A 20,684-nucleotide genomic window follows, 5' to 3' on the forward strand; every position below is an offset into this window, starting at 1 on the left:
ACATCGATGACGCTGAACGTCTACGGGCACTTGTGGCCAGACCGCCGCGACGAGGTGGCCGACATCCTCGACCTACGCCGGAAGCAGACCCTGGAGCGCATGGCGGCCTGACCGGTAGCCCCGGAGCATGTGACATGAATGCGGCATGCTCCGGGGGCTCTCGTCGTCTCCAGCACACCCGGGCCAACAAAAAAGCCACGCTCACCTGCGTGAACGTGGCCTGTCCGGTCGGGCTGACAGGATTTGAACCTGCGACCCCTTGACCCCCTGGGATTTCGCGGCGTGCGTGACCTGCGAAAACACCGACACAGGCGGCCAGGTGGGCCTTCCCGACTTGCGCATTTCGCACCTGTCGCGAGCGTGATGGTCCACGTCTGGTCCACGCCCGCCACATGCCAGCGATGGGCGAGAGTTCGCGGTGTAGAAGAGGCTGCTCCTAAAAAAAACCGGTTGTCCGAGGTGAAGCGGACAACGCCGAGGCGGGCGCGGGCGACCGATACGCGCGTGGTCGTCTGGTGTCGGATCAGAGCTGGTCGTCGTCTGAGCCTCGTGCCCATTCCTCGCGCGGCCGCAGGTGCGAGAGGACCCTGAGGGCCTCGTTGCGGACTCCGTGGTCGTCATCGGCGGCGAGCTCGTGCAGCTGTTGGGTCAGCCGGTCCGCGCCTTCGGTCGTCATCCACTCGGGGTTGCAGTCCAGAGCGGCGACGAGCTCATCTCTAGTCCAAAACTCGACAGCTCGGCTGCTGGCCAGCAACACACAGCGCAGGCCGGCGATGTCCTTGCGTGCGAGCAGGGCCACGGCGGTCTCCTGCGTGACTGCGGAGTCTCGCGGATCCAAGAGAAGACGACGGAGGACGTCTGCCACTCCGTCGATCTTGTCCGATGCCGCGAGCCGCCGACCGGCCGACGCGCGAACGGACCAGTCTGGGGAGTCGACGTCCTGACCGGCGGCGACCAGTTCTTGCTCGTCGGGACGCACCATGCCCCCAAGCCTGCCTGCCAGGGAGCTCGTCGATCTCCACTCGATTTCCTCGCCGGCAGACTAGTGTGTCCTCCCGTGATCGTTTGGCTGAACGGCACCCATGGTGCAGGCAAGACGACGACCAGCGCTCTCCTGCAACCGCTGTTGCCTGATTCGCGGGTGTTCGACGCCGAGAAGGTCGGCGAGACGCTCATGGACATCAGGCCAGGGCTGCCCGAGACGGACAACTTCCAGCATTGGCCGCCGTGGCGACCGCTGGTCGTTGAGACCGCCTCTCGCGTCCTGGACTACACCGGCGGCACGCTGGTGATTCCCATGACCGTCCTGGTCGAGCAGTACTGGCGCGAGATCTGCACGGGCCTCGCCCAACGCGGCATTCCCGTGCGGCACTTCGTCCTGCACGCCGACCAACCAACGCTCCGCGGGCGCATCGAGCGCGAGCACGCCATCCCGTCCCCGTTCCGCCTCAAGTATCTGGAGCCCTACGCTGAGGCAGCCGGGACCTGGCTGCACGCTGAGGCTGAAGTCGTGGACACCACGCACCTCACCGCCGCCGCGGCGGCCGCGCAGATTGCGCAGGACCTCAAGAGTTGAGGTCGACTGTCACACAGATGGAGCGCTAGCGGCCAAGGCTCCGGGCCAAGCCTCGTGAGATTCGGGCTCTCAATGGATGGGTTTTGAAGCCGGCCAGGAAACGGCCCCTGACCTTCGCAGCGTCGGGTCCCGACGTTGCGTGGACCGGGCATAGAACGCGCGAAGCCGTGAGCGTGCCCGGAGCCCGGCCCCAACCATACAAGGCACGTGGCTGGTTTCACCCGCCGCCGGACCTCCATGCACCATGGGAGAGGACCGGACTCACGTCCTGACGAGTGCGGCCTCTCGACCACGGCCGGGGCTCGGTCGAGCCCCGCGTTCAGCGCGACCGGCACTCGCGATCGGCGCGTTCTCCGCCGGCAGCAGCTCGCCCCGGTCCTTTGGCGGCAGCTTGAGGTCGACGTCTCGAAGCGTGACCGCCTTCTCCGCTTAAAGAACCGCGGTCGGTCCACAGATGGTTTCGGCATGCGCGACGGCAGTGGGCGGCTCCGGAGGCCTTTGCCCGTCAGACGAGTGACGTTCGACCCTGCTGCTGGAGTCGGGCAAGTCGCCTCATGGGACCAAACCGACGAAGCAGGTGGAGGGTGATTAGGAAGCCAGGGAGAAACTAGGGTTCGTCGGCCTGTCGGTTGGCGTACTCCGTGCGTGAGACGGTGACGGTCTGAGGTGCCGCCACACAAGTTCGGGTGGTTCTTATGGACGATGGCGAGAACATAGCCCAGGTAAGCCACGTCTGCCGGCGCGACCGCCCGTATCGTGTGGGCCGAAGGCGTTGGTATCGATTGGCTTTGCTCGGTGCCGTGCTCGGCGTCGTTTTCGGCTGTGCTTTCCTGTTTACCGTCCCCGCGGTGGGTCAGCCTGCGGTCAACCTGACGGGTGACTACCAGCCGGTGAAGGTCACCAGCGCCACGGGACAGTACTGCCCACCCGCTTTGGACGGGGCCCAGATCCTGGTTGAGGGCGACGACGGCCGAATACCGGTACAGGTCACCGGGACGAACATTACGCTCACGCCGCTGATCCTGCGCCACGGTCCCGCCGGGGATTACCCGGCGAACTACCAGTTCTCCGGAACGCTGGCGCCGGACAACAGCTTCAGCGCCACCTGGGCCGACCCCGACAATTCGTCGACGACCGAACGCATCGACGGCCAGTTCGCCGGGGCGGGATCCACGGTCCAGTTGACCGGAACCCTCACCACGGTCGGCGTGTTCCTGCGCAACGGCGAGCCGGACTGCGCCCAGGCGTTCACCGCTTCCCAGCAGGCCGCGGCTCAGGCGCCGCCGCCCGCCGCGCCCCCGGCTGCGACCTTGGACTGCGACCCCGGCATGCTGCAGGCCGGACAGCTCACCTGCGCGGCCACGGTGACCAACCTCGCTCCCAACGCCCAGCTCACCTACCAGTGGAGCGTCGACGGCCAGATCCAACCCGCGCTCACCGGCAACCCGGTCACCATCCCGGGCCTCAGCGTCGGTGAACACCTGATCGGCCTGCTGGTCACCGACACCGCGAACAACCTCAGCGCAGTTCCGCAGACCAGCGGGCCGTACACCCGGCAGCCGTTGACCGCGGCCCTCACCTGCGACACGTCCACCCTCGACCCCAACGGGACGGCCACCTGCACGGCGACGGTGACCAACCAGGCCCCCAACGCGCGGCTGACCTACACCTGGGCCTACGACGACCATGACCTCACCCCGGCCAGCGACAACGTGGCCAGCATCCAGGACAACGTGCTGAACCTCGACAACATCACTGTCGGTGACCACTCGGTCCGGGTGGAGGCGACAGACAGCACGAACAACATCAGCACCGATCCACAGGCCCAGCCGCTTACTCGGGTCGGCGGCGCGGTGCCGCCTCCCGCGCCGCCGCTCGGCCCGCCGGGCCCTGGACCACAGGCGCCCGGGCCGCCGCACCCTGCGGCCGGCAAGCTTCCGTTGATCGGGGGCGTCCTGGGTGCGCTGTTGGCGCTCGCCGGACTGACGTATGTCGCGATGAAAGGACTGCGCCGCCGTCCGGCCGGTGTGCCGGCTAGCGAGGGCTCCTACGAAGACGATCGTCACCATCGTGACATCGAGTGCGCAAAGGCGCACGCAATCGCCGACCGGATCGGCAAACTGCGCTCGGATATCCAACAACAGGAGCGGTCCGCGAAAGACATCCTCCAGAAGGGAATTGCCGACGACCGGAAGTTCGTCGAGGATCAATTGGATAGTCAAAGTTGGATTGAATCCGACGTGCGGGCCGGTTGGATGCTGTTCTACGCACTGGATGCGGTCCAGATGCTGGGTGGCAAGTTCGGCAAGATGGGGACCACGGCGCTCGCATGGCTGACCGATGACAAATTGGCCGAGTGGGCTACGCACGCCGCGTCGCGCCTGTTCACCGAGAAGACCCTGGAAAAGTACCAGGAAGACCGGGAAAAGCAGCTGGACTCCCTCTACGGAGCACGTCTAGCCAAGATCGATAACGAATTTACCAATTCACTCAAGGTGATCATTAGCCAACGTAAGGCCACGATTTCCGTGCTGTCGAAAACGTATATGGAACTGAAACGTGCCACGATCGAGGTGCGGGATGCCGAGGAGAACATGCGCCGCAATCTGCCACGAGGCGAAAATTTCACTCCATGCTCCCTGCAAGACCTGCCCTCACTTCGAGACATTATCAGTGGGAAACAATGACTGAAGCAACGACACTCGCCCGGTGGGCCAAAGGCCTGGGGATCGACCTCGAGGTGACCCCCGCCGCGCAAATCAAAACCGTCAAGGACGCGACACCGGCGCCGTCGTTCTCCCTTCAAGCCGGCCCCGGCACCTGGGTCGTGACCTGCACAAACGTCATGACGCGGGCCGCTGTGCACCAATCGTGGACCAGTCCCGGGGACGACACGCCCGCACTGGAAAGAATTCGACAGGCCGCGCACGACTGGACGCGCGGGTTCCCACTGGTGGAGGCGCACGCTACCGACATAAAGGGTGGCGTGGTTGTCACTTTTTCAGCAATCGTGTACAACGACGGGCTTACCCGGCAAGCGTTTGCGCTGACCCTGTCCGCGGTCGCCCGGTCCGTCGAACAGTTCGAGCTGAACAGCGCGGCGCGAGTCAGGGAAATCAGCCTCCTGTCCAAGCTGCGCGCCGACGCGGAACTTGCCCTACAGGAGCGCCAGAACATCCGGGAGCAGACCCTCAATGACGCGCTACGGCAGGCGAGCGACGAAGCGATGACGGAGAACGGTCCCGCCATAAAGTAAAAGATCCATCCACGCCACCCTGTTCACCACGACGGGCGCCAATCGCGGGTGCAGCGTGGACGGACACCGGCGACCGTCGTCAGCTCAAGCAGCGCGCCAAGGACGAGGCGGGGCCGGTGCCGTGCCCACCTCCGCTGACCGCGATGCTGCCCGCCACGTCGAGCAATATGGCGTCGGGGAGGACGGCCGGCTGTTCCCGGGGCCTCGACGGTGGTGACGTCACCTAGTCGACGCTGGCGCGGTCTGGGACAACGCTCGCCGAGCCGCGCTGTCGGAGGAGGAGTATCGATGGCCGCTGGCACGTCGGCCGTACGACCTGCGATATGCGTGAGTGTCGAGGTGGCTGGCGGCTGGCGTACAGTCCACACAGTGTGCCGAGTGGGCGGGGCACTCGGTGATGGTGCTCCACCGGACCTATTCTGCGGTCATCGTCGGCCTGGAGTCGCGACCATGGGCCGGTTGACGGCGTCTACGTAGGCATAGATCGTCGCGAGGCCGCGCTGGCGAGCCGCTCGGTAACCCGCATAGGCAAGCTGCTCGCCCAGCCGGCGGCCGCGATACTCAGGTACCACACAGAGATGGCAGAGTATGGCAGAGTCGCCGGCGGCGCTGATTCCGACAACTCCGACTGACTCGCCGTCTGGTGACTCGGCGAGCAGCCAGGACTTCTCGTCGGCGGGCTGCACATCGTGATGAATAAAACTGCCGGTCCAGTTTCGTGGGTCCTGTCGGCTCAAGTTGAGGCGGTCGTTGCGGTCGAGAGTGGTTGTCACGGCGCCTGCCATCACCTTGGCCAGCCGCTCACGGCCGACTTCGGCCAGAGTCCGGAACCGGAGGTTGTGCGGCATGATCAACGGTTGCTCGCTATCGGTCCAAGCTAGAGGATGCTTTTCGATGGCCAGCTCGAAGCCGAACTCTCGGGCGATCGTGCATCGGTCGTCGGCGTCCTCGTGGACAGAGTCATTGATGTCGAGATAGAGCTGCGCGGTACGTAGAGCGGGATCCGCGCCCGCCGAGAACAGGACAATTGGGGCATTGCAGCAACTGACGGAGGTGACCTGTAGTGATGCACTGGAAGACTGGCGAGATATCGCTCCCGAACAGCTAGAGGCGGACTCGGGTGTGACACTAAGGGAGGAACCTGATGCCTGAGGTCGGCATCGAGGGGCACGTCGCGAGGATTGTCACATCCGACGAGCTAATTATCAACCGTGGAGCCAATCACGGCGTTGAGGTTGATATGGTGTTTAACATCGTTGATGAGCGTACTCAATCAATTCGCGACCCAGAAACAGGAGAAGATCTGGGTTCTTTGATCGTTCTAAGGTGCAAATATACATCACGCAAGTGGCAGAAAAAATGGCACTAGCTAAGCCGATCAGGGGCTCCTCTTCCACTGCCTCCTCGTCGTTGATGGGCGTATTTCCAAAGTCTTTTGCAGTTGGTTCGCATTCGCGACGATCCATTCTGGGTAGTGAAGTCTGGACGGAAGGTGTCGTTGAAGGAGATACGGTTCGATCTACTGGCCGCCGGATAAAGCGCACCTCCGCCGAGTAGCCGTTGAATCTGTCTGGGCAAGCTGCAAGTGGGTGGCCTCTTCGCCATCTCGTCGACCTGGCGTAGCCCCATCACGCCGTGTCAAAGGGGCGCCTTCATGCGATCCGGGAGCGTGCCGGCCGAACTGCCCCCTTGACGCGGCGTGATAGCCCTCGGGGAGGTCGGCGAGACGGCGACAGGTCACTGACGGACGCAACGTGCCTGCGCCCGGCGAGGACATGTTCTTTCTTCTTGTCGTCGGCCCCCGGTGCAGCCGCCGGCCGGTCGCGTGGGTGCCGGAAGCGGGCCCCGCGTGTGCCGGCCGATAGCAGCGCGGCCCCAGGGGCCGCCTTGAACAAGAAAAGAAACTCTGAACACGTGCTCGAGGTGTACACGATCGCCGGCGCCCCGACGCGCTGGTCCACGTGGGGGCCGGCGGGGGAGGTGGGATGCTACTGGTTCGGGGCAGGAATCCGTTCACTCGCCTTGGCTGCGAGCTCTTCATCACTGACCATGGTGATCATTTCCACCCCGGGAGCGCACATCGCGACCACGATGACACGGCTCGTCTTGTCGGGGAGCAGGTTGGCGATCGTGTAATGGATGACGTCACCACCTGGTTCCCAGAAGGCCTCTCCGGCCTTGATCGGATAAGGTGCCTCACCCTCGAGTTCGAACAGCATCTCACCCTCGAGCATGTAGCCGAAAACGGGGCCGGAGTGACGGTGGGGAGCGAGACCTGGGTCCCCCGGCGGTAGCTCGAGGAGCCGGATCATCGCGGAGGAACCCTGCGCGATGAACGGCGGCACAATTTCCAGCAGATCCTTCTGGACCATGTTGGTGACAGTAGGCATTTCATCCCTCTCCAACTGAATGCATCTCTTGTAAGTCCTCCGAGTCTTCCGGACCGACTCCTTATCGAGGCTGGAGCCCGTGGCCACCCGCGCAGCCAGGTTCTAGTGAACACCCTGAGCACCGCGAGCGGCGACTGGCCGTCCGACGACACCGGTCCCGGGCATCGCAACGCCCTCCCGGTTATCGCGGCGATCATGGTCGTGATCGTCGGCCCACCACCTGGCGAACATCACGCGTGCTGTTGATCTGGCCGGCGTTCATCCGGACCCGTCTGCCGGGGGCGACCTCCGTGAATAGACCCCGCTGGGCCGTGGTCGGGTGGGTGTGACACGCGCCCAGGCCACGGCGAGCAGGGCTGTGGCGCCGACGATGACCATGACAGAAAGACGGCGACGGATTGATGGCACGGCGAGTATTTCAAAGAAACGGGTTGCCCGGGCAAAGGCGACAGATTTTCGGGATAGCTGGCGACGATCGCCCTGCACTCCTGTTCGGCTTTCGGGTGATCGTTGACCGACTTCGGAGCACTGCCAGGTGGGCCACGACGTTGACTGCGTGCTTGTGCCGCTCCAGTACCCGGCAGGTGGTGGGAGCGCCACGGCTGTGGTCCCGACGAGGCCTTCCAAGCTCTTCGCTCCGTGTCTCAGGAAACACACCAAACTGCGTGAGGTCGCGGTCTCCTTCGCACGTTTCGGCGAGGCGAATCCGCTCCCCGGCGAAGTACGAGGAGATTCCCGCCGGCCGACTGCTTGACCGGCGGGACTCCAGCCCCAGCGGGGCAGACCGAGGCGTATCCGTCGATGCGTGGTTTAGACCCCGGCCGAGTTTCCACGGGCCGGTTGCCGCGGTCGTCCGTGAAGTTGGGGAGCGTCTCAGCGAGAACCTCCGCCCGCATGGACTACGCCCACTCGACCGCAGCGACCAGCAAGTTCCGCTGCCTCACACCCAGGCCGCGGACACGTCGAGAAGCGGAGATCCCGACCTCATCCATCAGCCGCTGCGCCGTCACCGGGCCGAAACCGGGTAGGGAACTCAACACCAGCCGCACCCGGGTCCGGGCGGCCGGACCGTCCGGGTCAGCGTCGGCTTGCTCCAAGACGCCAGGCAGCGTGACGACGCCGTTCTTCACGGCCGCCAACAGCTCGGTTCTCTGGTGGCGCAGCAGCTTCGCCTTGTCCAACGCGGCATGCCGCTGCGCGCTGGTCCGCGCCGGCACAGGAGGCATGGTCGGCTCCAAGATCAAGCAGTCCGGGCCGGTACCGTCACGGCCGACTCGAACCTACCCGCCGCTGGGCCGTCTGGCTGGCTGGCGGAGATCTCGAAGCACGCCGCCGCCCGGCCGAGCTCATCCGGCGAGAGCGAGGACGCCTGCCCACAACCGCGCGACCGTGGCGGCGAGGGCTTACACAGGAGGCGTCCGGTGTCGCAGACCAGCTACGGGTTCCGCGTCTCAGGCTATCTGCCCGACCGGGCGCAGCACGCGGTCGACGACTTCGGCGAGCTGGAGGTTGCAGTCACCCCGCCGGAGGCTGCTGGCCTGGAGCCGGGGGAGTGGACGCCCGCGGGAGATGCGGCATTGCTTCGTGTCGCTGCTCTCGGACGCGAAGGTGCCGATTGAGGACATCGCACGGTTGTGGGGGCACAGGGGGACGGCGGTGACCGAGCGGGTCTACTGGCACCAGATTCGGCCGGTGATGGTTGAGGCTTCGACGGCGATGGACGGCATCGTGGCCGAAGGGTCGGGGAACCGTAGTCAGGCATGTCCACAAATGGTCCACAGCGGGGATCATGGCCGCGATGGCGCATGAACGCGAAAGGGGCGCTTGAGCTGCGGTGTTGCCGCTCAGGCGCCCCTTTTGATCCGGTCGGGCTGACAGGATTTGAACCTGCGACCCCTTGACCCCCAGTCAAGTGCGCTACCAAACTGCGCCACAGCCCGGACCCGTGCTTCCCGGAGTGCTCCGTGAAGCTCGATGTGAGTACTGTAGCGGGTCGCGATCAGGGGGTTGCAAGGAGGTCCACATTTGTGGCCTGACCTGCGGAAACCATGGCCACAGAGCGTGAGCCCGGGACCCGCGGGCAGGGCGGGTCCCGGGCTGCAGCGGGGTCAGTTGGGGTTGTCGGCGTGGGTGAGGGTTTGCCAGGCCACGAAGAGGTTGTTGGTGCCGGCCGGGCGTTGGCGTTCGGTGAGGGTCTGGGTGTTGGTCATGGCGATGCCGAGGCGGCCGTGGAGGGCGTTGAAGCCCACTTCGGTCACCGGGCCGAGGCCGAGGTTCAGGTGGCCGCCGCAGAGGTCGGCGGGGACGGCGGCGCCGAGTTCGTACTTGGACTGGAAGCCGAGGGCCTGGCGCAGGCGTTCGCCGACGTCGGTGGAGTACAGGTCCTGGCCCTGGATGCGCGCGGTTTCGGCCACGTCGGCGATGGAGGCGATGCCGTAGCCGGTGTGGACGAAGTCACGGCAGGTTTCCTGGGTGAGGCCGGTCATGAAGGTGCTCTGCTTCTGCCAGTAGTTCACGATCTGGTCGCGCGTCGAGAGGCCGCTGCCGGGGACGGTCTTGGGGAGGGCGCCGTCGGCGGAGAGGTAGACGTAGGCGGCCACGCGGTTGCGGTAGCGCGTCATGGCCTGGTCGTAGCTCGACTTGTCGTCGAGGAAGACGGAGATGCCGACGGCCGCCTCCATCATCACGAGTTCCCAGTTGCCGTTGCTGTTGCTGCCCACGAGCAGGTTCGGCAGGTAGACGGTGCGCAGCATCGTCGCGAACCGGCCGGCGTTGGGCCAGCTCGAATAGGTCGACTTGATGAGCTCGGCGGCGCGCGACCACGAAGCGCCCGCCCAGCCGGTCTGCAGCGGCGCGTTGCTGTTGGTGTGGCTCGTGATCGTGCCTGACCACGCGTCCATCAGGGCGATGGACTTCTGTGCGTAGCGGGCGTCCTGCGTGAGGTACCAGGCGAGGGCGTCGGTGTACGCGGCGATGGCGTCTTCGCGTTCGTCTGTGCAGCCGTAGTTCGGGTTGGAGTACGAGCCGCACTCGACAACCGAACGCGGTTTCGGGGTGCGCGACAGCGAGGCGTATTCGCTGCCCATCATCTGGTCGTACGCGCTCTTCCACGGCTGCGCGCCGGCGTTCACCTTGTCACGGACGAAATCCAGCTGCGACTTGCTCACGAGCACACCCGGGTGCGTGAACGCGGCGGGCGCTGCCGACGCCGGCACCGGCGTGGTCAGCAGCCCCAGGCTGACGGGGATCAACGCGGCGAGGGACCAGAGCTTCCTCGATCGGCGTGTGGACATGGCTCTCCTCGGTGGGGGGATGGGAGGTCGTCGTCGATCTCGATCACCGGTGAGCGCTGCGTTCAGTGTGGTGGTCCAGACCACTATCGTCAAGCGCAAACGTGGACATTGTTCGCGTTGGAAAACCGTGTTCAGCGGGCTGAATGAGAGGGTCTGCCTCGGCCCGTTCTCAGGTACAGCGCGGACGCGCGCGCTCGCCTTTCAGCGGCCGGTGAAGGTGGCCTTGCCCGGGCCGTCGGTGAGGAACGACTTCACGGCGCCGCGGAGGTCCTCGGTGTCGAACAGGTCCGCGGCGATGGCCGTGACGTGTGCGTTGGCCTCCGGGACACCGCCGTGTTCGAAGTGGGCCAGGACGCGCTTGGTGGCGGCGTGGGCCCGCGTCGGGCCGGCGGCGAGACCGGCGGCGAAGGAACGAGCGGCGGAGTCGAAATCTTCGTCCGGCAGGACCCGGTTGACGACGTTCCAGCGCTCCAGCGCCGAGGCGGAATGGGTCTCGCCCGTGTAGACGAATTCCTTGGCGCGGGCGACGCCGGCTCGCGCGGCCAAACGCTGGGTGCCGCCCATCGCCGGGGTCAGGCCGACGACCTTCTCCACCAAGCCGAACTTTGCGCTCGAAGCCGCCAAGAGCAGGTCGCAGGCGAGGGCGACCTCGAACGCCCATGTGAGGCACAAGCCGTGGGCCGCGAAGACCGTGGGGAACGGCAGGGCGGCGAGGCGGTCGGGCACCGTCATCAACGAGTCGAAGAAGACGCGGGCCTCGGCCGCCGAACCCTGGGCGCCGAACAGGGCGACGTCGACGCCACCGCTCACGACGCGGCCCTCGGCGCGGATGAGCAGCGCCCGGGCCGGCGTGGTCTCCAGCGACGATAGGGCGTCCAGGAGCGAAGACTGCAAGGAAGCCGTGTACAGGTTCAGCGGCGGTTCGTCGATGGTCAGGACCGCCAGGCCGCCCTCGCGGTCCAGGTGTGTCACGCCTTCTCCTCGGTTTCCACCAGCTTGTCCCAGTAGGCCTGCGCTTCCGGGCGCCACTCGACGTGCTTGCAGTGGAACAGTTCGCTCGCCTTGCGGCCGCTCCACTCCGCGGGCAGGAGCTCGGTGGGCAATCTCGGGTCGAGGAACGGGAAGCGGCGCCATTCGTGCACGAGTTCGGTCTGTGCGCGCAGCACGGCCGGACCGCCGGCCGGGCGCAGGCCGGTGAAGCGGTCGATGAAGTCCTCGTAGCGGTCGGTCAGCTCGGACAGGTCCCAGGACCGCTCGACCATGCTGTCCTGCTCGCCGACGTCGCCGTACTGCGCGGTGAACGACATCGCCTGGGCGTCGAGCTGGAGCTCGGCGACGATCTGCTGCGCCTCGTGCTGACGGCTCGGGTCGGGGCACACCCAGACACCGGCGACGGGCGAGCCGAAGCCGGCCCAGGTCAGGCGGGTGCGGAGGCGGTGGCGGAGGTCGCGTTTGGCCTCGGGCACCGACACGATGAGCATGAGCCAGCGACCCTCCCACGCGACGGCCTCGCGGCCGAAGGCGTAGATCCGCTCGGCGCCCTCGGTGAGCAGCCGTCGGCCCGGCGGCGTGAGGGACCAGCGGACGCGGCGGCCGACGCGTTCGGACACCAGCCAGCCCTCGGCGGCCGACCGCGCGAGCGCCTGGCGCGCCGACTTCTCCTCGATGTCGAGCATGCCCAGCGCCTCCACCAACGTCGACGTCCACACGGGACGGTCGCGCGGCAGCACGTACTCACCGAGCACGGTCATCAACAGTGAGCGGGCACTCGCGTGGCTGACCTCGCGGCGCCTGCTGACCGTCGGCCGGGGCAGCGCCGAGCCGGGCTCCCGCTGCTTCGCCCTCTGGCCGAGTGCGACCGTGCCGGCGGGTTCCGCCATCGTCTTCACCGACCTCACTGCTCGCTGGATTCGCAACCCGCCCAGGGTACCCACGATGAGTGACCGGGACGACACTCGACACACTGGGAGCGAGTCCGCCGAGTGCGGGCGTCCCCGTAGACTCAGCTGCGAAATGAGCGCAACACTCGTCGCGAAGGGCCTGGCCGCGGGCCACGGCGACCGCATCCTGTTCTCCGGCCTCGACCTGGTCGTGGCCCCCGGCGACGTCGTCGGGCTCGTCGGCGTCAACGGCGCCGGCAAGTCCACGTTGCTGCGGACACTGGCCGGCCTGCAGCCCTCCGAGGCGGGGGAGATCCGCCTGAACCCGCCCACGGCCACCGTCGGTCACCTCCCCCAGGAGCCCGAACGGCGGGCGGGGGAGTCGGTGCGGCAGTTCCTCGCGCGCCGCACCGGGGTCACCGACGCGCAGCGCGACCTCGACGCCGCCACCGAAGCGCTCACGGACGGGGCCACCGGAGCGGACGACGCGTACGGCGCCGCGCTGGACCGCTGGCTCGCGCTCGGCGGCGCCGACTTGGACGACCGTGCCGGAGAGGTCGCGGCGGAGCTGGGGCTGGCGGTGGACCTGGACCAGCCGATGGTGTCGCTGTCTGGTGGCCAGGCCGCGCGCGCCGGGCTCGCGTCGCTGCTGCTGAGCCGCTACGACGTGTTCCTGCTCGACGAGCCCACCAATGACCTCGACCTCGACGGCCTCACCCGGCTGGAGCGGTTCGTCACCGGCCTGCGCGCCGGGACCGTGCTCGTCAGCCACGACCGCGAGTTCCTCGCGCGCACCGTCGACCGCGTCGTGGAGCTGGATCTCGCACAACAGCAGGTGAATTCCTACGGCGGCGGGTACGAGTCCTATTTGGAGGAACGGGCCGTCGCCCGGCGGCACGCGCGCGAGGAGTACGAGGAATACGCCACCACGAAGGCGTCGCTGGAGGCCCGCGGGCAGATGCAGCGCGCGTGGATGGAGAAGGGCGTCAAGAACGCGCGGCGCAAGTCGACCGACAACGACAAAGCGGGCCGCAAGTTCCGCAGCGAGTCCACGGAGAAGCAGGCGGCGAAGGCGCGCCAGACCGAGCGCATGATCGAACGGCTCGAGGTCGTCGAGGAACCGCGCAAGGAATGGGCGCTGCGGATGGAGATCGCCGCGGCCCCGCGCGCGGGCGCGGTGGTCGCGGCGCTGCGCGGCGCCGTGGTGCGGCGGGGCTCGTTCACCCTCGGACCGGTCGACCTGCAGGTGGACTGGGCGGACAAGGTCGCCATCACCGGCGCGAACGGCGCGGGGAAGTCGACGCTGCTGGCCGCGTTGCTCGGCCGGCTGCCGCTCGACGAGGGCAGCGCGGCGCTCGGCCCCGGTGTCGTCGTGGGCGAAGTCGACCAGGCGCGGCGGCTGTTCCTGGGCGACGTCCCGCTGACCGAGGCGTTCGGGCTGGAGGTGCCGGCGCTGTCCGACGCCGACGTCCGCACGCTGCTCGCCAAGTTCGGCCTCAAGGCCGCGCACGTGCTGCGCCCCGCCTCGACGCTGTCGCCCGGCGAACGCACGCGCGCCGCGCTGGCGCTGTTGCAGGCGCGCGGGGTGAACCTGCTCGTGCTCGACGAGCCGACCAACCACCTGGACCTGCCCGCGATCGAGCAGCTGGAGTCCGCTTTGGACCGTTACCCGGGCACGCTGCTCCTGGTGACGCACGACCGCCGCATGCTGGAGTCCGTCTCGGTGACCCGCCGCTTCGAAGTCGCCGACGGCAAGGTCACCGAGAGCTGAGCGCTCAGCCGGCCACGGCGTCGACGCCGACGGTGTGGGCGGGGTGGATCACCACGAGTACCTTGCCCGGCGCGGTGGCGTAGCCGACGAACCCGTCCACGGCCTCGGCGGGCAGGTAGCGGCGCGCGATCAGCTCCGACCCGGCCCGGACCCGCGTGGGGTCGGTGACGATCTCCGCCGTGCCGTCCACGGTGACGAACGTGTACGGCGGCGCGTCCTCCTGAACCACCAGCGCGACTTGCCCGGACGCCGCGATCGCGCGGCCCTTCACGGTGTCCTGGCTGATGTTGACCACCAGATCGGCACCGTCCGGCGCGTACCAGACCGGCACGGCGTGCGGCCGACCGTCGGCACGGACCGTGGCGAGCACGGCGCTGCGGTTGCCCTCCGCGAGGAATTCGCGGGCGCGCTCGGCGGACATCGGCGTGGGCATGAAGGGTCCCTCCCCAGGGTCGTGGCACCCGGCACCCCCGCCGGGAAACGGTTGTGGCCACCGTACCCCGGCGCGCCGACAATTCCGGCGCTTCGCACTCTCACGGGCGGTCGGTGAGGTACCCGCCCATCGCCGTGAAGTAGTCCACCGCCGCGAGGTCGGTGCCGTCGGCCGTGCGGACGCGCTCGACCAGCAGGAGCGACCGCGACGCGCGTCCGGGCCGGCGACGATCACCACGCCGTCGCCTTCCCTGATGAAGATGCGCCCGGGCGTGCCGCCGTAGCGGCCCGCCGACACCGAGGCTCGGACGATCCGCAGCGGGGCGCCGCGACGGTACGCGAACGCGTTCGGGTACGGGTCCGACTGCGCGCGCACCAGGCGTTCGATGTCCGCGGCCGGCCACACGCGTGGTTCGCGTTCCTCGGCGCCGCCGTTGCGTCGGTGGTGGTGTACCTGCTGGGCACGGCGGGCCGCGGCGGCGCGACTCCCGACCGCCTCGTGCTGTCGGGTGCGGCGCTCACCGCGGTGCTGCAGACCTACCTCGGCGCGATCCTGCTGATCGACCCCGACACGTTCAACCAGTTCCGGTTCTGGAACGTCGGCTCGCTCACCGGCCGGCGCGCGGACGTGCTGGTGCAGGTGTCGCCGTTCGTCGCCGCCGGGATCGTGCTGGCAGTGCTGCTCGCGCGCCCGCTCAACGTGCTCGCGCTGGGGAAGCAGACGGGGAAGGCGCTCGGCGCGCACCTCGGGCGGACGCGGGTGCTCGGCGCGATCGCGATCACGCTGCTGTGCGGCGCGTCGACCGCGGCGATCGGGCCGATCGCGTTCATCGGGCTCGCGGTACCGCAGGCCGTGCGGATCCTCGTGGGTCCGGACCAGCGGTGGATGCTGCCGTTTTCGATGATCCTCTCGCCCGTGCTGCTGATCGCGTCGGACGTGCTCGGGCGCGTCCTGAACCCGCCGGAGGAACTGCAGGCCGGCATCGTGACCGCGTTCCTCGGCGCGCCGGTCTTCATCGCGCTGTGCCGGCGCCGGAAGCTGGCACGCCTGTGACGGCCATCGGGGAACGGCCGGTCCACGTCCGGCGGGTTTCGCTGCGCGTGGCCCCCGCGCGCGCTCGTGGTGGGGCTCGCCCTGTTCGTGGTGCTGCTCGTGCTCAGCGCCGTGAGCATGACGACGAGCGACTACCCGCTTTCGGTGCTCGACGTCGTGAAGACGCTCTTCGGCTTCGGCGGCGCGGGCACGGAGTTCATCGTGACCACACTGCGGCTGCCCCGGCTGCTCCGGCTGCTCCTTGCGATCCTGGTCGGCGCGTCGCTGGCGGTGAGCGGCGGCGTGCTGCAGAGCCTGTCCGGCAACCCGCTGGGCAGCCCGGACGTCATCGGGTTCACCGAGGGCTCGGCGACCGGCGCACTGCTGATGATCGTGCTGGCGCACGGCGGCTCCGGTTCGGTGGCGCTCGGCGCGCTCGCCGGTGGCGTGCTCACCGCGCTCACCGTGGGCTTGCTCGCGTTCCGGCGCGGCGTGCAGGGCTTTCGGATGATCCTCGTGGGCATCGGCGTGGCCGCGATGCTGACCGCCGCCAACTCGTACCTGCTCACGCGGTTGTCGATCCAGGACGCCTTCGCCGCGCAGGCGTGGCTCGTCGGCGGGCTCAGCGGCCGGGGCTGGGACGAGATCTGGCCGGTCGCGATCGCCGTGGTGGTCCTGCTGCCGATGGCGTTCGGCTTCGGCCGCAGGCTCGCGCTGCTGGAGATGGGCGACGACGCGGCCAAGGGGCTCGGCGTGCCGGTCGAACGCAGCCGCGGGGTGCTGCTCGTGGTGGCCGTGACGCTGTGCGCGATCGCGACGGCCGCGGCGGGACCCACCGCGTTCGTCGCGCTCGCCGCGCCGCAGCTGGCGAAACGGCTGGCGCGCTCGGCGAAACCGGCGCTGGTGTCCTCGGCGCTGATGGGCGCTGCTGCTCGTGGCGAGCGACCTCGTGACGCGGCTGGTGTTCGGTGAGGAAGGCCTGCCCGTCGGCATCGTGACCGGCGCCATCGGCGGGCTGTACCTGATGTGGCTGCTCACCAACCAGTGGCGGCGCAACCGGGGCTGAGTCAGCGCGTTGCGGCCTGGTCGATCGGGGCCGGCTCGCCGAAGCGGGCCAGCGCGAGCGCGGCGCTCACCGCGAGCACGAACCCGGCGACGGCCACGGCGGCGAATCCGGGCCGTGTGCGGTCGCCGAGCAGCAGGACGCCGATGAGCGAGGGCAGCACGGTCTCGCCGAGCACCATCATCGCCGTCGACGTCGTGACGCTGCCGCGCTGCAACGCCGTGGCGAAGAACAACATCGCCATGCCACCGGAGACGGCGACGAGGTAGAGCGCCGGGTCGGTGAGCAGGTCAAGCGGCGCGAAGCTCGGGATGATCCGGCCCGCCACGGCGACGAGCCCGAAGCTCAGGCCCGCGATCAGGCCCAGTGCGGGCGTGCGCACGCGGCGGCTCGCCTTGCCCGCCATGATCCCGGCCAGCCCCAGCACCACGACGGCTCCCGCGAGCGCGAGCCGGAAGTCCAGCCCGACCGCCTCCGATCCCTCGCTCTGCGCCGAAGCCCCGAGCAGCGCGAGCCCGGTGCAGACCACGGCGACCGCCGCCCACTCGCGCGGGCCGAGCCGCACGCCGAGCACCCGCACCGCCACGGCCGTGACCGCCAGGCTCGCGGCCTGCGTCGCCTGCACCACGAACAGCGGCAGCACGTGCAGGGCGGCCAGCTGCGCGACGAAGCCGAGCACGTCCAGGCCCAGGCCCGCCACGTATTTCCCCTGCCGCAGCACACGCAGCAGCAGGCGCGGATCGACCCCGGCGCCGGCGTCGGGCGCCGCCTTCGCCGCGACGGCCTGCAGCACCGAAGCGATGCCGTACGCCACGGCCGACAGCAGCGCACACAGGAGTCCCCACACCATGACGCCACCCTATTCCGGGCGGGCCGCGCTACGCTCCGCACCATGTCGAACAGGAGTTCGAAGGTCGAGCGCACCTGGCCCGATCCCCTGGGCGGCGACGAGCTGACCGTCCAGATTCGGTTCGTCGGCTTGTTGCGAGCCACGCCCGTGAACAAGCTCGCCGGACTCGACACCCCTGCCCGCGTCACCCCGCACGAGCGCCCTCGGCGTGGTCGAGCACCTGACGGCTGTCGAACGCTGGTGGCTGTCGAACGCTGGTGGCTGTCGATCGAAGTCGGCAGCTCTTCACCACCGGCCCTCTGGGCCGGCTCCCCCGATCCGAGCTGGGACCTCACCCAGGCCGCCGACCCCGCTTCGGTCACCGCCCCCTACCAGGCCGAGTGGACGCACTCGGCGGCCGCCCTGACCGGCCTCGCGCCGGACGACCGGACGCGCCGCAGCGGCGATTTCACCGTCCGCTGGGTCCCGGCCCACGTCGTCCAGGAAACCGGCCGGCACGTCGGTCACCTCGACACCCTGCGTGAACTCGCCGACGGCGAAGTGGGGGAGTGAGCGGCGCGCTACGCTGCCGTCATGGCAGACCAGCTGTACTTCCGCCAACTGCTCGCCGGCCGGGACTTCGCGGTCGGGGATCCGGTCGCGACGCAGATGGTCAACTTCGCCTACCTCATCGGCGACCGCGAGTCGGGCGAGGCGGTGGTTGTCGATCCGGCGTACGCGGTGCGGGATCTGCTGGACGTGCTCGCCGGGGACGGCATGCGGCTCACCGGTGTGCTCGCCACGCACCACCACCCCGACCACGTCGGCGGCGAGATGATGGGCTTCTCGCTCGCGGGGATCGCCGACTTGCTCGCGATCGACCAGGTGCCGATCCACGTCAACACCGAAGAGACGGAGTGGGTCCGCCGCGTCACCGGCGTGTCGGCGACCGACCTGCGCGCCCACGACCACGACGATGTCGTGAGCGTCGGCGCGATCGACATCCGCCTGCTGCACACACCCGGCCACACGCCGGGCAGCCAGTGCTTCCTCGTCGGCGACCGGCTGGTCTCGGGCGACACGCTGTTCCTGGAAGGGTGCGGGCGCACCGACTTCCCCGGCGGCGACTCCGACGCGATCTACCGCAGCCTGCAGTGGCTCGCGACCCTGCCCGGTGACCCCGTCGTCTACCCGGGGCACCAGTACTCGGCCGAGCCGTCGGCCGCCCTGTCGCACGTGAAGGACACCAACTTCGTGTTCCGGCCCCGCTCGCTCGACGAGTGGCAGCGGATGTTCGGGGGCTGACGCGTCCCACTCCTCGGATGTTCCCGGGGTTTTCACCGCGCCGAGGTGGCACAAGCCCAGCGCCGGTTCCAGTGCGTGAGAGCGGGGGCGGGTCTCGTTGACGCTGCAGTGCGCGGCCGTGCAGCTCGGGGTGTGAACCTCGGCGCTCTGCCCGTCAGCCGCCTGCACGTCGGCCTCCGGCGCCAGGCGAGCGCGGTCTGCCGCGCGCGCTGAGCGTTTTCCCTTCCCGTACCGCAAACCCGTACCCGGGAGAAATCCGTGTCGATTTTTCACGGGTGCTGACGCGCGCCCGGACCGCTGCTGGACCGCGACCGAACCGGCGGCGGCCGTCGCTGCGCCGCTGGATCAGCCCGGTCGCGCTCGTGGCCGCCTGGCAGCTCGCGAGTGCCACCGGTGTGCTGCCACCCGAGAGGCTCAGTTCACCGTGGACAGTCCTGACCAGCGCGGTCGATCTCGTGCGCACCGGAGAACTCGGCGACGCCTTCGCCGTCTCGCTCGGCCGGGTGGGCGCCGGATTCGTGTTCGGCGCGCTCGCCGGCGTGCTTCTCTGAGTGCTCGCGGGACTCTTGCGCTGGGGTGAGGCACTGGTCGACCCGCCGGTGCAGATGCTGCGGACGCCGCCGTTCCTCGGCCTGATCCCGTTGTTCATCTTGTGGTTCGGGATCGGCGAGGAGACGAAGATCGTGCTCGTGGCCCTCGGGGTCGCGTTCCCCCTCTACCTCAACGTCCACTCGGGAATCCACACGGCCGACGCGCGGCTCGGGGAAGCCGCGCGGGCGCCCGGGTTCACCCGCGGCGAACGGCTCTGGCACGTGATCCTGCCAGGTGCGCTGCCGCAGGCTCTGGTCGGGCTGCGGCAGTCGCTCGGCCTCGCGTGGCTCGCGCTGATCGTCGGCGAAACCGTGAACGCCGACGCCGGGCTCGGGTGTACCTGATCACCAACGTGCGGGAGTTCCTGCGCACCGACGTCGTGGTGGTGGGCCTGATCGTCTACGCGATCCTCGGTCTGGTCACCGACACGCTCGTGCGGCTGCTGGAACGGAGGGCCCTGCGATGGCTGGCTCGGTGACGCGCGTGGTCGCGGTGCGCGGCCTGACCAAGCGCTTCGGTGAGCGCACCGTCCTCGACGGACTCGAGCTGGAGATCAGCCGGGGCGAGTTCGTCGCACTGCTGGGCCGCAGCGCTTCCGGCAAATCGACGCTGCTGCGCGTGCTCGCGGGACTGGACCACGACCTCGAGGGCACCGCGGACGTCGAGGGCACGGTGTCGGTCGCGTTCCAGCAGCCGCGGCTGCTGCCGTGGCGCAAGGTCTGGCGCAACGTCGTCCTCGGCCTGCGCCGCGACGGCGCGAACCGCTCGCGCGACCGGCGCGTCGCCGAGCAGGCGCTGGACGAAGTGCGCCTCGCCGGGCACGAGGACTACTGGCCGCTGACGCTGTCCGGCGGTGAGGCGCAACGGGTTTCGCTCGGGCGAGCCCTGGTTCGCGAGCCGGACCTGTTGCTGCTCGACGAGCCGCTCGACGCGCTCACCCGCCTCGCGATGCACCGACTCGTGGAACGGCTGTGGCGCACGCACGAACCCGCCGTGCTGCTCGTGACCCACGACGTCGACGAGGCCCCTGCTGCTCGCCGACCGCGTCCTGGTCCTCGACGAGGGCCGCATCGTCTCCGAACACGTCCTCGGCCACCCGCGGCCGCGGACGGCCACCGACCACGCCGACGTGCGCTCGCGCGTCCTGGCCGATCTGGGAGTGACCGAAGGCGCACCTGCGTAATCTGCCCGCCGCGCTGGCCGCGGTTCTCGTCCTCGGTGGGCTCACCGCCTGCTCGTCGTCCGGCGCGGCAGAGGGCCCGGCA

The 20,684-nt window shown here is 68.8% G+C and carries 17 protein-coding genes, 1 tRNA gene and 5 pseudogenes; 12 read left to right on the forward strand and 11 right to left on the reverse strand.

What is annotated here, in order from left to right:
* Positions 1-523: 523 nt before the first annotated feature.
* Positions 524-982, reverse strand: coding sequence for a hypothetical protein (locus I6J71_RS18680; RefSeq protein ID WP_204095874.1), 459 nt, complete (start codon positions 980-982; stop codon positions 524-526).
* Between the two features lie 75 nt (positions 983-1,057).
* Here I6J71_RS18680 and I6J71_RS18685 point away from each other — a divergent pair, with 75 nt between their 5' ends.
* The 3 genes from I6J71_RS18685 (at position 1,058) to I6J71_RS18695 (ending at position 4,832) form a co-directional block, all read left to right on the forward strand.
* A complete protein-coding gene (locus I6J71_RS18685; RefSeq protein ID WP_204095875.1) occupies positions 1,058-1,576 on the forward strand; it encodes an AAA family ATPase in 519 nt (172 codons plus the stop codon).
* 695 nt (positions 1,577-2,271) lie between these two features.
* Positions 2,272-4,263, forward strand: a complete 1,992-nt coding sequence (locus I6J71_RS18690) for a hypothetical protein (protein ID WP_204095876.1) — start codon at positions 2,272-2,274, stop codon at positions 4,261-4,263.
* Positions 4,260-4,832, forward strand: a complete 573-nt coding sequence (locus I6J71_RS18695; RefSeq protein WP_204095877.1) for a hypothetical protein — start codon at positions 4,260-4,262, stop codon at positions 4,830-4,832. The genes I6J71_RS18690 and I6J71_RS18695 overlap by 4 nt, the downstream gene beginning before the upstream one ends.
* 425 nt (positions 4,833-5,257) lie before the next feature.
* Here the strand turns inward: I6J71_RS18695 and I6J71_RS18700 are convergent, their stop codons facing one another.
* Positions 5,258-5,680: a GNAT family N-acetyltransferase gene (locus I6J71_RS18700; protein WP_239155391.1), complete on the reverse strand. Its 423-nt coding sequence runs from the start codon at positions 5,678-5,680 to the stop codon at positions 5,258-5,260.
* 296 nt (positions 5,681-5,976) lie between these two features.
* Between I6J71_RS18700 and I6J71_RS18705 the strand changes: the two genes are divergently transcribed.
* Positions 5,977-6,201: a hypothetical protein gene (locus I6J71_RS18705; protein WP_204095879.1), complete on the forward strand. Its 225-nt coding sequence runs from the start codon at positions 5,977-5,979 to the stop codon at positions 6,199-6,201.
* Positions 6,202-6,820: 619 nt separating this feature from the next.
* Here the strand turns inward: I6J71_RS18705 and I6J71_RS18710 are convergent.
* Both I6J71_RS18710 and mihF read right to left on the reverse strand, forming a co-directional pair.
* Positions 6,821-7,204, reverse strand: coding sequence for a cupin domain-containing protein (locus I6J71_RS18710; protein WP_239155014.1), 384 nt, complete (start codon positions 7,202-7,204; stop codon positions 6,821-6,823).
* A 917-nt stretch (positions 7,205-8,121) separates the two neighbouring features.
* Complete coding sequence (gene mihF, locus I6J71_RS18715; RefSeq protein ID WP_204095881.1) at positions 8,122-8,439, reverse strand: integration host factor, actinobacterial type; 318 nt, start codon at positions 8,437-8,439, stop codon at positions 8,122-8,124.
* A gap of 204 nt (positions 8,440-8,643) precedes the next feature.
* Here mihF and I6J71_RS48380 point away from each other — a divergent pair, with 204 nt between their 5' ends.
* Positions 8,644-8,841 (forward strand): hypothetical protein, encoded by a 198-nt coding sequence (locus I6J71_RS48380; RefSeq protein ID WP_239155016.1) that lies wholly within the window; start codon positions 8,644-8,646, stop codon positions 8,839-8,841.
* Positions 8,842-9,088: 247 nt separating this feature from the next.
* On the opposite strand, the gene I6J71_RS18725 is transcribed toward I6J71_RS48380, so the two are convergent.
* The 4 genes from I6J71_RS18725 to I6J71_RS18740 form a co-directional block, all read right to left on the reverse strand.
* A tRNA-Pro gene (locus I6J71_RS18725) sits at positions 9,089-9,162 on the reverse strand.
* Between the two features lie 168 nt (positions 9,163-9,330).
* Complete coding sequence (locus I6J71_RS18730) at positions 9,331-10,515, reverse strand: alginate lyase family protein (protein ID WP_204095882.1); 1,185 nt, start codon at positions 10,513-10,515, stop codon at positions 9,331-9,333.
* 201 nt (positions 10,516-10,716) lie between these two features.
* Positions 10,717-11,487: an enoyl-CoA hydratase/isomerase family protein gene (locus tag I6J71_RS18735; RefSeq protein WP_204095883.1), complete on the reverse strand. Its 771-nt coding sequence runs from the start codon at positions 11,485-11,487 to the stop codon at positions 10,717-10,719.
* The gene (locus I6J71_RS18740; RefSeq protein WP_239155392.1) at positions 11,484-12,266 is read right to left on the reverse strand and encodes a PaaX family transcriptional regulator C-terminal domain-containing protein; all 783 of its coding nucleotides are present in this window, start codon (positions 12,264-12,266) and stop codon (positions 11,484-11,486) included. Before I6J71_RS18740 ends, I6J71_RS18735 begins: the two co-directional genes overlap by 4 nt.
* 262 nt (positions 12,267-12,528) lie before the next feature.
* Here I6J71_RS18740 and I6J71_RS18745 point away from each other — a divergent pair, with 262 nt between their 5' ends.
* Complete coding sequence (locus tag I6J71_RS18745) at positions 12,529-14,166, forward strand: ABC-F family ATP-binding cassette domain-containing protein (RefSeq protein WP_204095885.1); 1,638 nt, start codon at positions 12,529-12,531, stop codon at positions 14,164-14,166.
* A 4-nt stretch (positions 14,167-14,170) separates the two neighbouring features.
* On the opposite strand, the gene I6J71_RS18750 is transcribed toward I6J71_RS18745, so the two are convergent.
* Together I6J71_RS18750 and I6J71_RS48385 are read right to left on the reverse strand one after the other, a co-directional pair.
* Entirely contained in the window at positions 14,171-14,599 is a 429-nt protein-coding gene (locus tag I6J71_RS18750) for a PPOX class F420-dependent oxidoreductase (RefSeq protein WP_204095886.1), read from the reverse strand.
* Positions 14,600-14,699: 100 nt separating this feature from the next.
* Positions 14,700-15,001, reverse strand: a pseudogene (locus I6J71_RS48385) (methionyl-tRNA formyltransferase); the annotation flags it as partial.
* On the opposite strand from I6J71_RS48385, the pseudogene I6J71_RS48390 reads away from it, so the two are divergent.
* Both I6J71_RS48390 and I6J71_RS18760 read left to right on the forward strand, forming a co-directional pair.
* Positions 15,002-15,652: pseudogene (locus tag I6J71_RS48390) on the forward strand (FecCD family ABC transporter permease); the annotation flags it as partial.
* Positions 15,653-15,769: 117 nt separating this feature from the next.
* A pseudogene (locus I6J71_RS18760) lies at positions 15,770-16,697 on the forward strand (FecCD family ABC transporter permease).
* Position 16,698: 1 nt separating this feature from the next.
* On the opposite strand, the gene I6J71_RS18765 reads toward I6J71_RS18760, so the two are convergent.
* Complete coding sequence (locus I6J71_RS18765) at positions 16,699-17,544, reverse strand: hypothetical protein (RefSeq protein WP_204095887.1); 846 nt, start codon at positions 17,542-17,544, stop codon at positions 16,699-16,701.
* Positions 17,545-17,586: 42 nt separating this feature from the next.
* Between I6J71_RS18765 and I6J71_RS18770 the strand changes: the two genes are divergently transcribed.
* From I6J71_RS18770 to I6J71_RS18785, 4 genes and pseudogenes are all read left to right on the forward strand, one after another.
* Positions 17,587-18,096, forward strand: a complete 510-nt coding sequence (locus I6J71_RS18770) for a DUF664 domain-containing protein (protein ID WP_370542162.1) — start codon at positions 17,587-17,589, stop codon at positions 18,094-18,096.
* 21 nt (positions 18,097-18,117) lie between these two features.
* Positions 18,118-18,828 carry an MBL fold metallo-hydrolase gene (locus tag I6J71_RS18775; protein ID WP_204095888.1) on the forward strand — a complete coding sequence of 237 codons (711 nt, stop codon included), beginning with the start codon at positions 18,118-18,120 and terminating at the stop codon, positions 18,826-18,828.
* 275 nt (positions 18,829-19,103) lie between these two features.
* Positions 19,104-19,897 (forward strand): annotated as a pseudogene (locus I6J71_RS18780) (ABC transporter permease).
* Positions 19,882-20,602, forward strand: a pseudogene (locus I6J71_RS18785) (ABC transporter ATP-binding protein). The pseudogenes I6J71_RS18780 and I6J71_RS18785 overlap by 16 nt, the downstream one beginning before the upstream one ends.
* The last annotated feature ends 82 nt before the right edge of the window (positions 20,603-20,684 follow it).

The sequence above is a fragment of the Amycolatopsis sp. FDAARGOS 1241 genome (genome assembly GCF_016889705.1).
In the GTDB taxonomy this organism is placed as follows: Bacteria; Actinomycetota; Actinomycetes; order Mycobacteriales; family Pseudonocardiaceae; genus Amycolatopsis.

Bases quoted from the DNA above. Each gene is read 5' to 3' on its own strand.
- I6J71_RS18740 (WP_239155392.1), bottom strand. From the start codon at position 12,266: ATGACCGTGCTCGGTGAGTACGTGCTGCCGCGCGACCGTCCCGTGTGG.
- I6J71_RS18700 (WP_239155391.1), bottom strand. From the start codon at position 5,680: ATGCCGCACAACCTCCGGTTCCGGACTCTGGCCGAAGTCGGCCGTGAG.
- I6J71_RS18705 (WP_204095879.1), top strand. From the start codon at position 5,977: ATGCCTGAGGTCGGCATCGAGGGGCACGTCGCGAGGATTGTCACATCC.
- I6J71_RS18770 (WP_370542162.1), top strand. From the start codon at position 17,587: ATGTCGAACAGGAGTTCGAAGGTCGAGCGCACCTGGCCCGATCCCCTG.
- I6J71_RS18680 (WP_204095874.1), bottom strand. From the start codon at position 982: ATGGTGCGTCCCGACGAGCAAGAACTGGTCGCCGCCGGTCAGGACGTC.
- I6J71_RS18775 (WP_204095888.1), top strand. From the start codon at position 18,118: ATGGCAGACCAGCTGTACTTCCGCCAACTGCTCGCCGGCCGGGACTTC.
- I6J71_RS18745 (WP_204095885.1), top strand. From the start codon at position 12,529: ATGAGCGCAACACTCGTCGCGAAGGGCCTGGCCGCGGGCCACGGCGAC.
- I6J71_RS18750 (WP_204095886.1), bottom strand. From the start codon at position 14,599: ATGCCCACGCCGATGTCCGCCGAGCGCGCCCGCGAATTCCTCGCGGAG.
- I6J71_RS18710 (WP_239155014.1), bottom strand. From the start codon at position 7,204: ATGGTCCAGAAGGATCTGCTGGAAATTGTGCCGCCGTTCATCGCGCAG.
- I6J71_RS18695 (WP_204095877.1), top strand. From the start codon at position 4,260: ATGACTGAAGCAACGACACTCGCCCGGTGGGCCAAAGGCCTGGGGATC.
- I6J71_RS18730 (WP_204095882.1), bottom strand. From the start codon at position 10,515: ATGTCCACACGCCGATCGAGGAAGCTCTGGTCCCTCGCCGCGTTGATC.
- I6J71_RS18690 (WP_204095876.1), top strand. From the start codon at position 2,272: ATGGACGATGGCGAGAACATAGCCCAGGTAAGCCACGTCTGCCGGCGC.
- I6J71_RS18765 (WP_204095887.1), bottom strand. From the start codon at position 17,544: ATGGTGTGGGGACTCCTGTGTGCGCTGCTGTCGGCCGTGGCGTACGGC.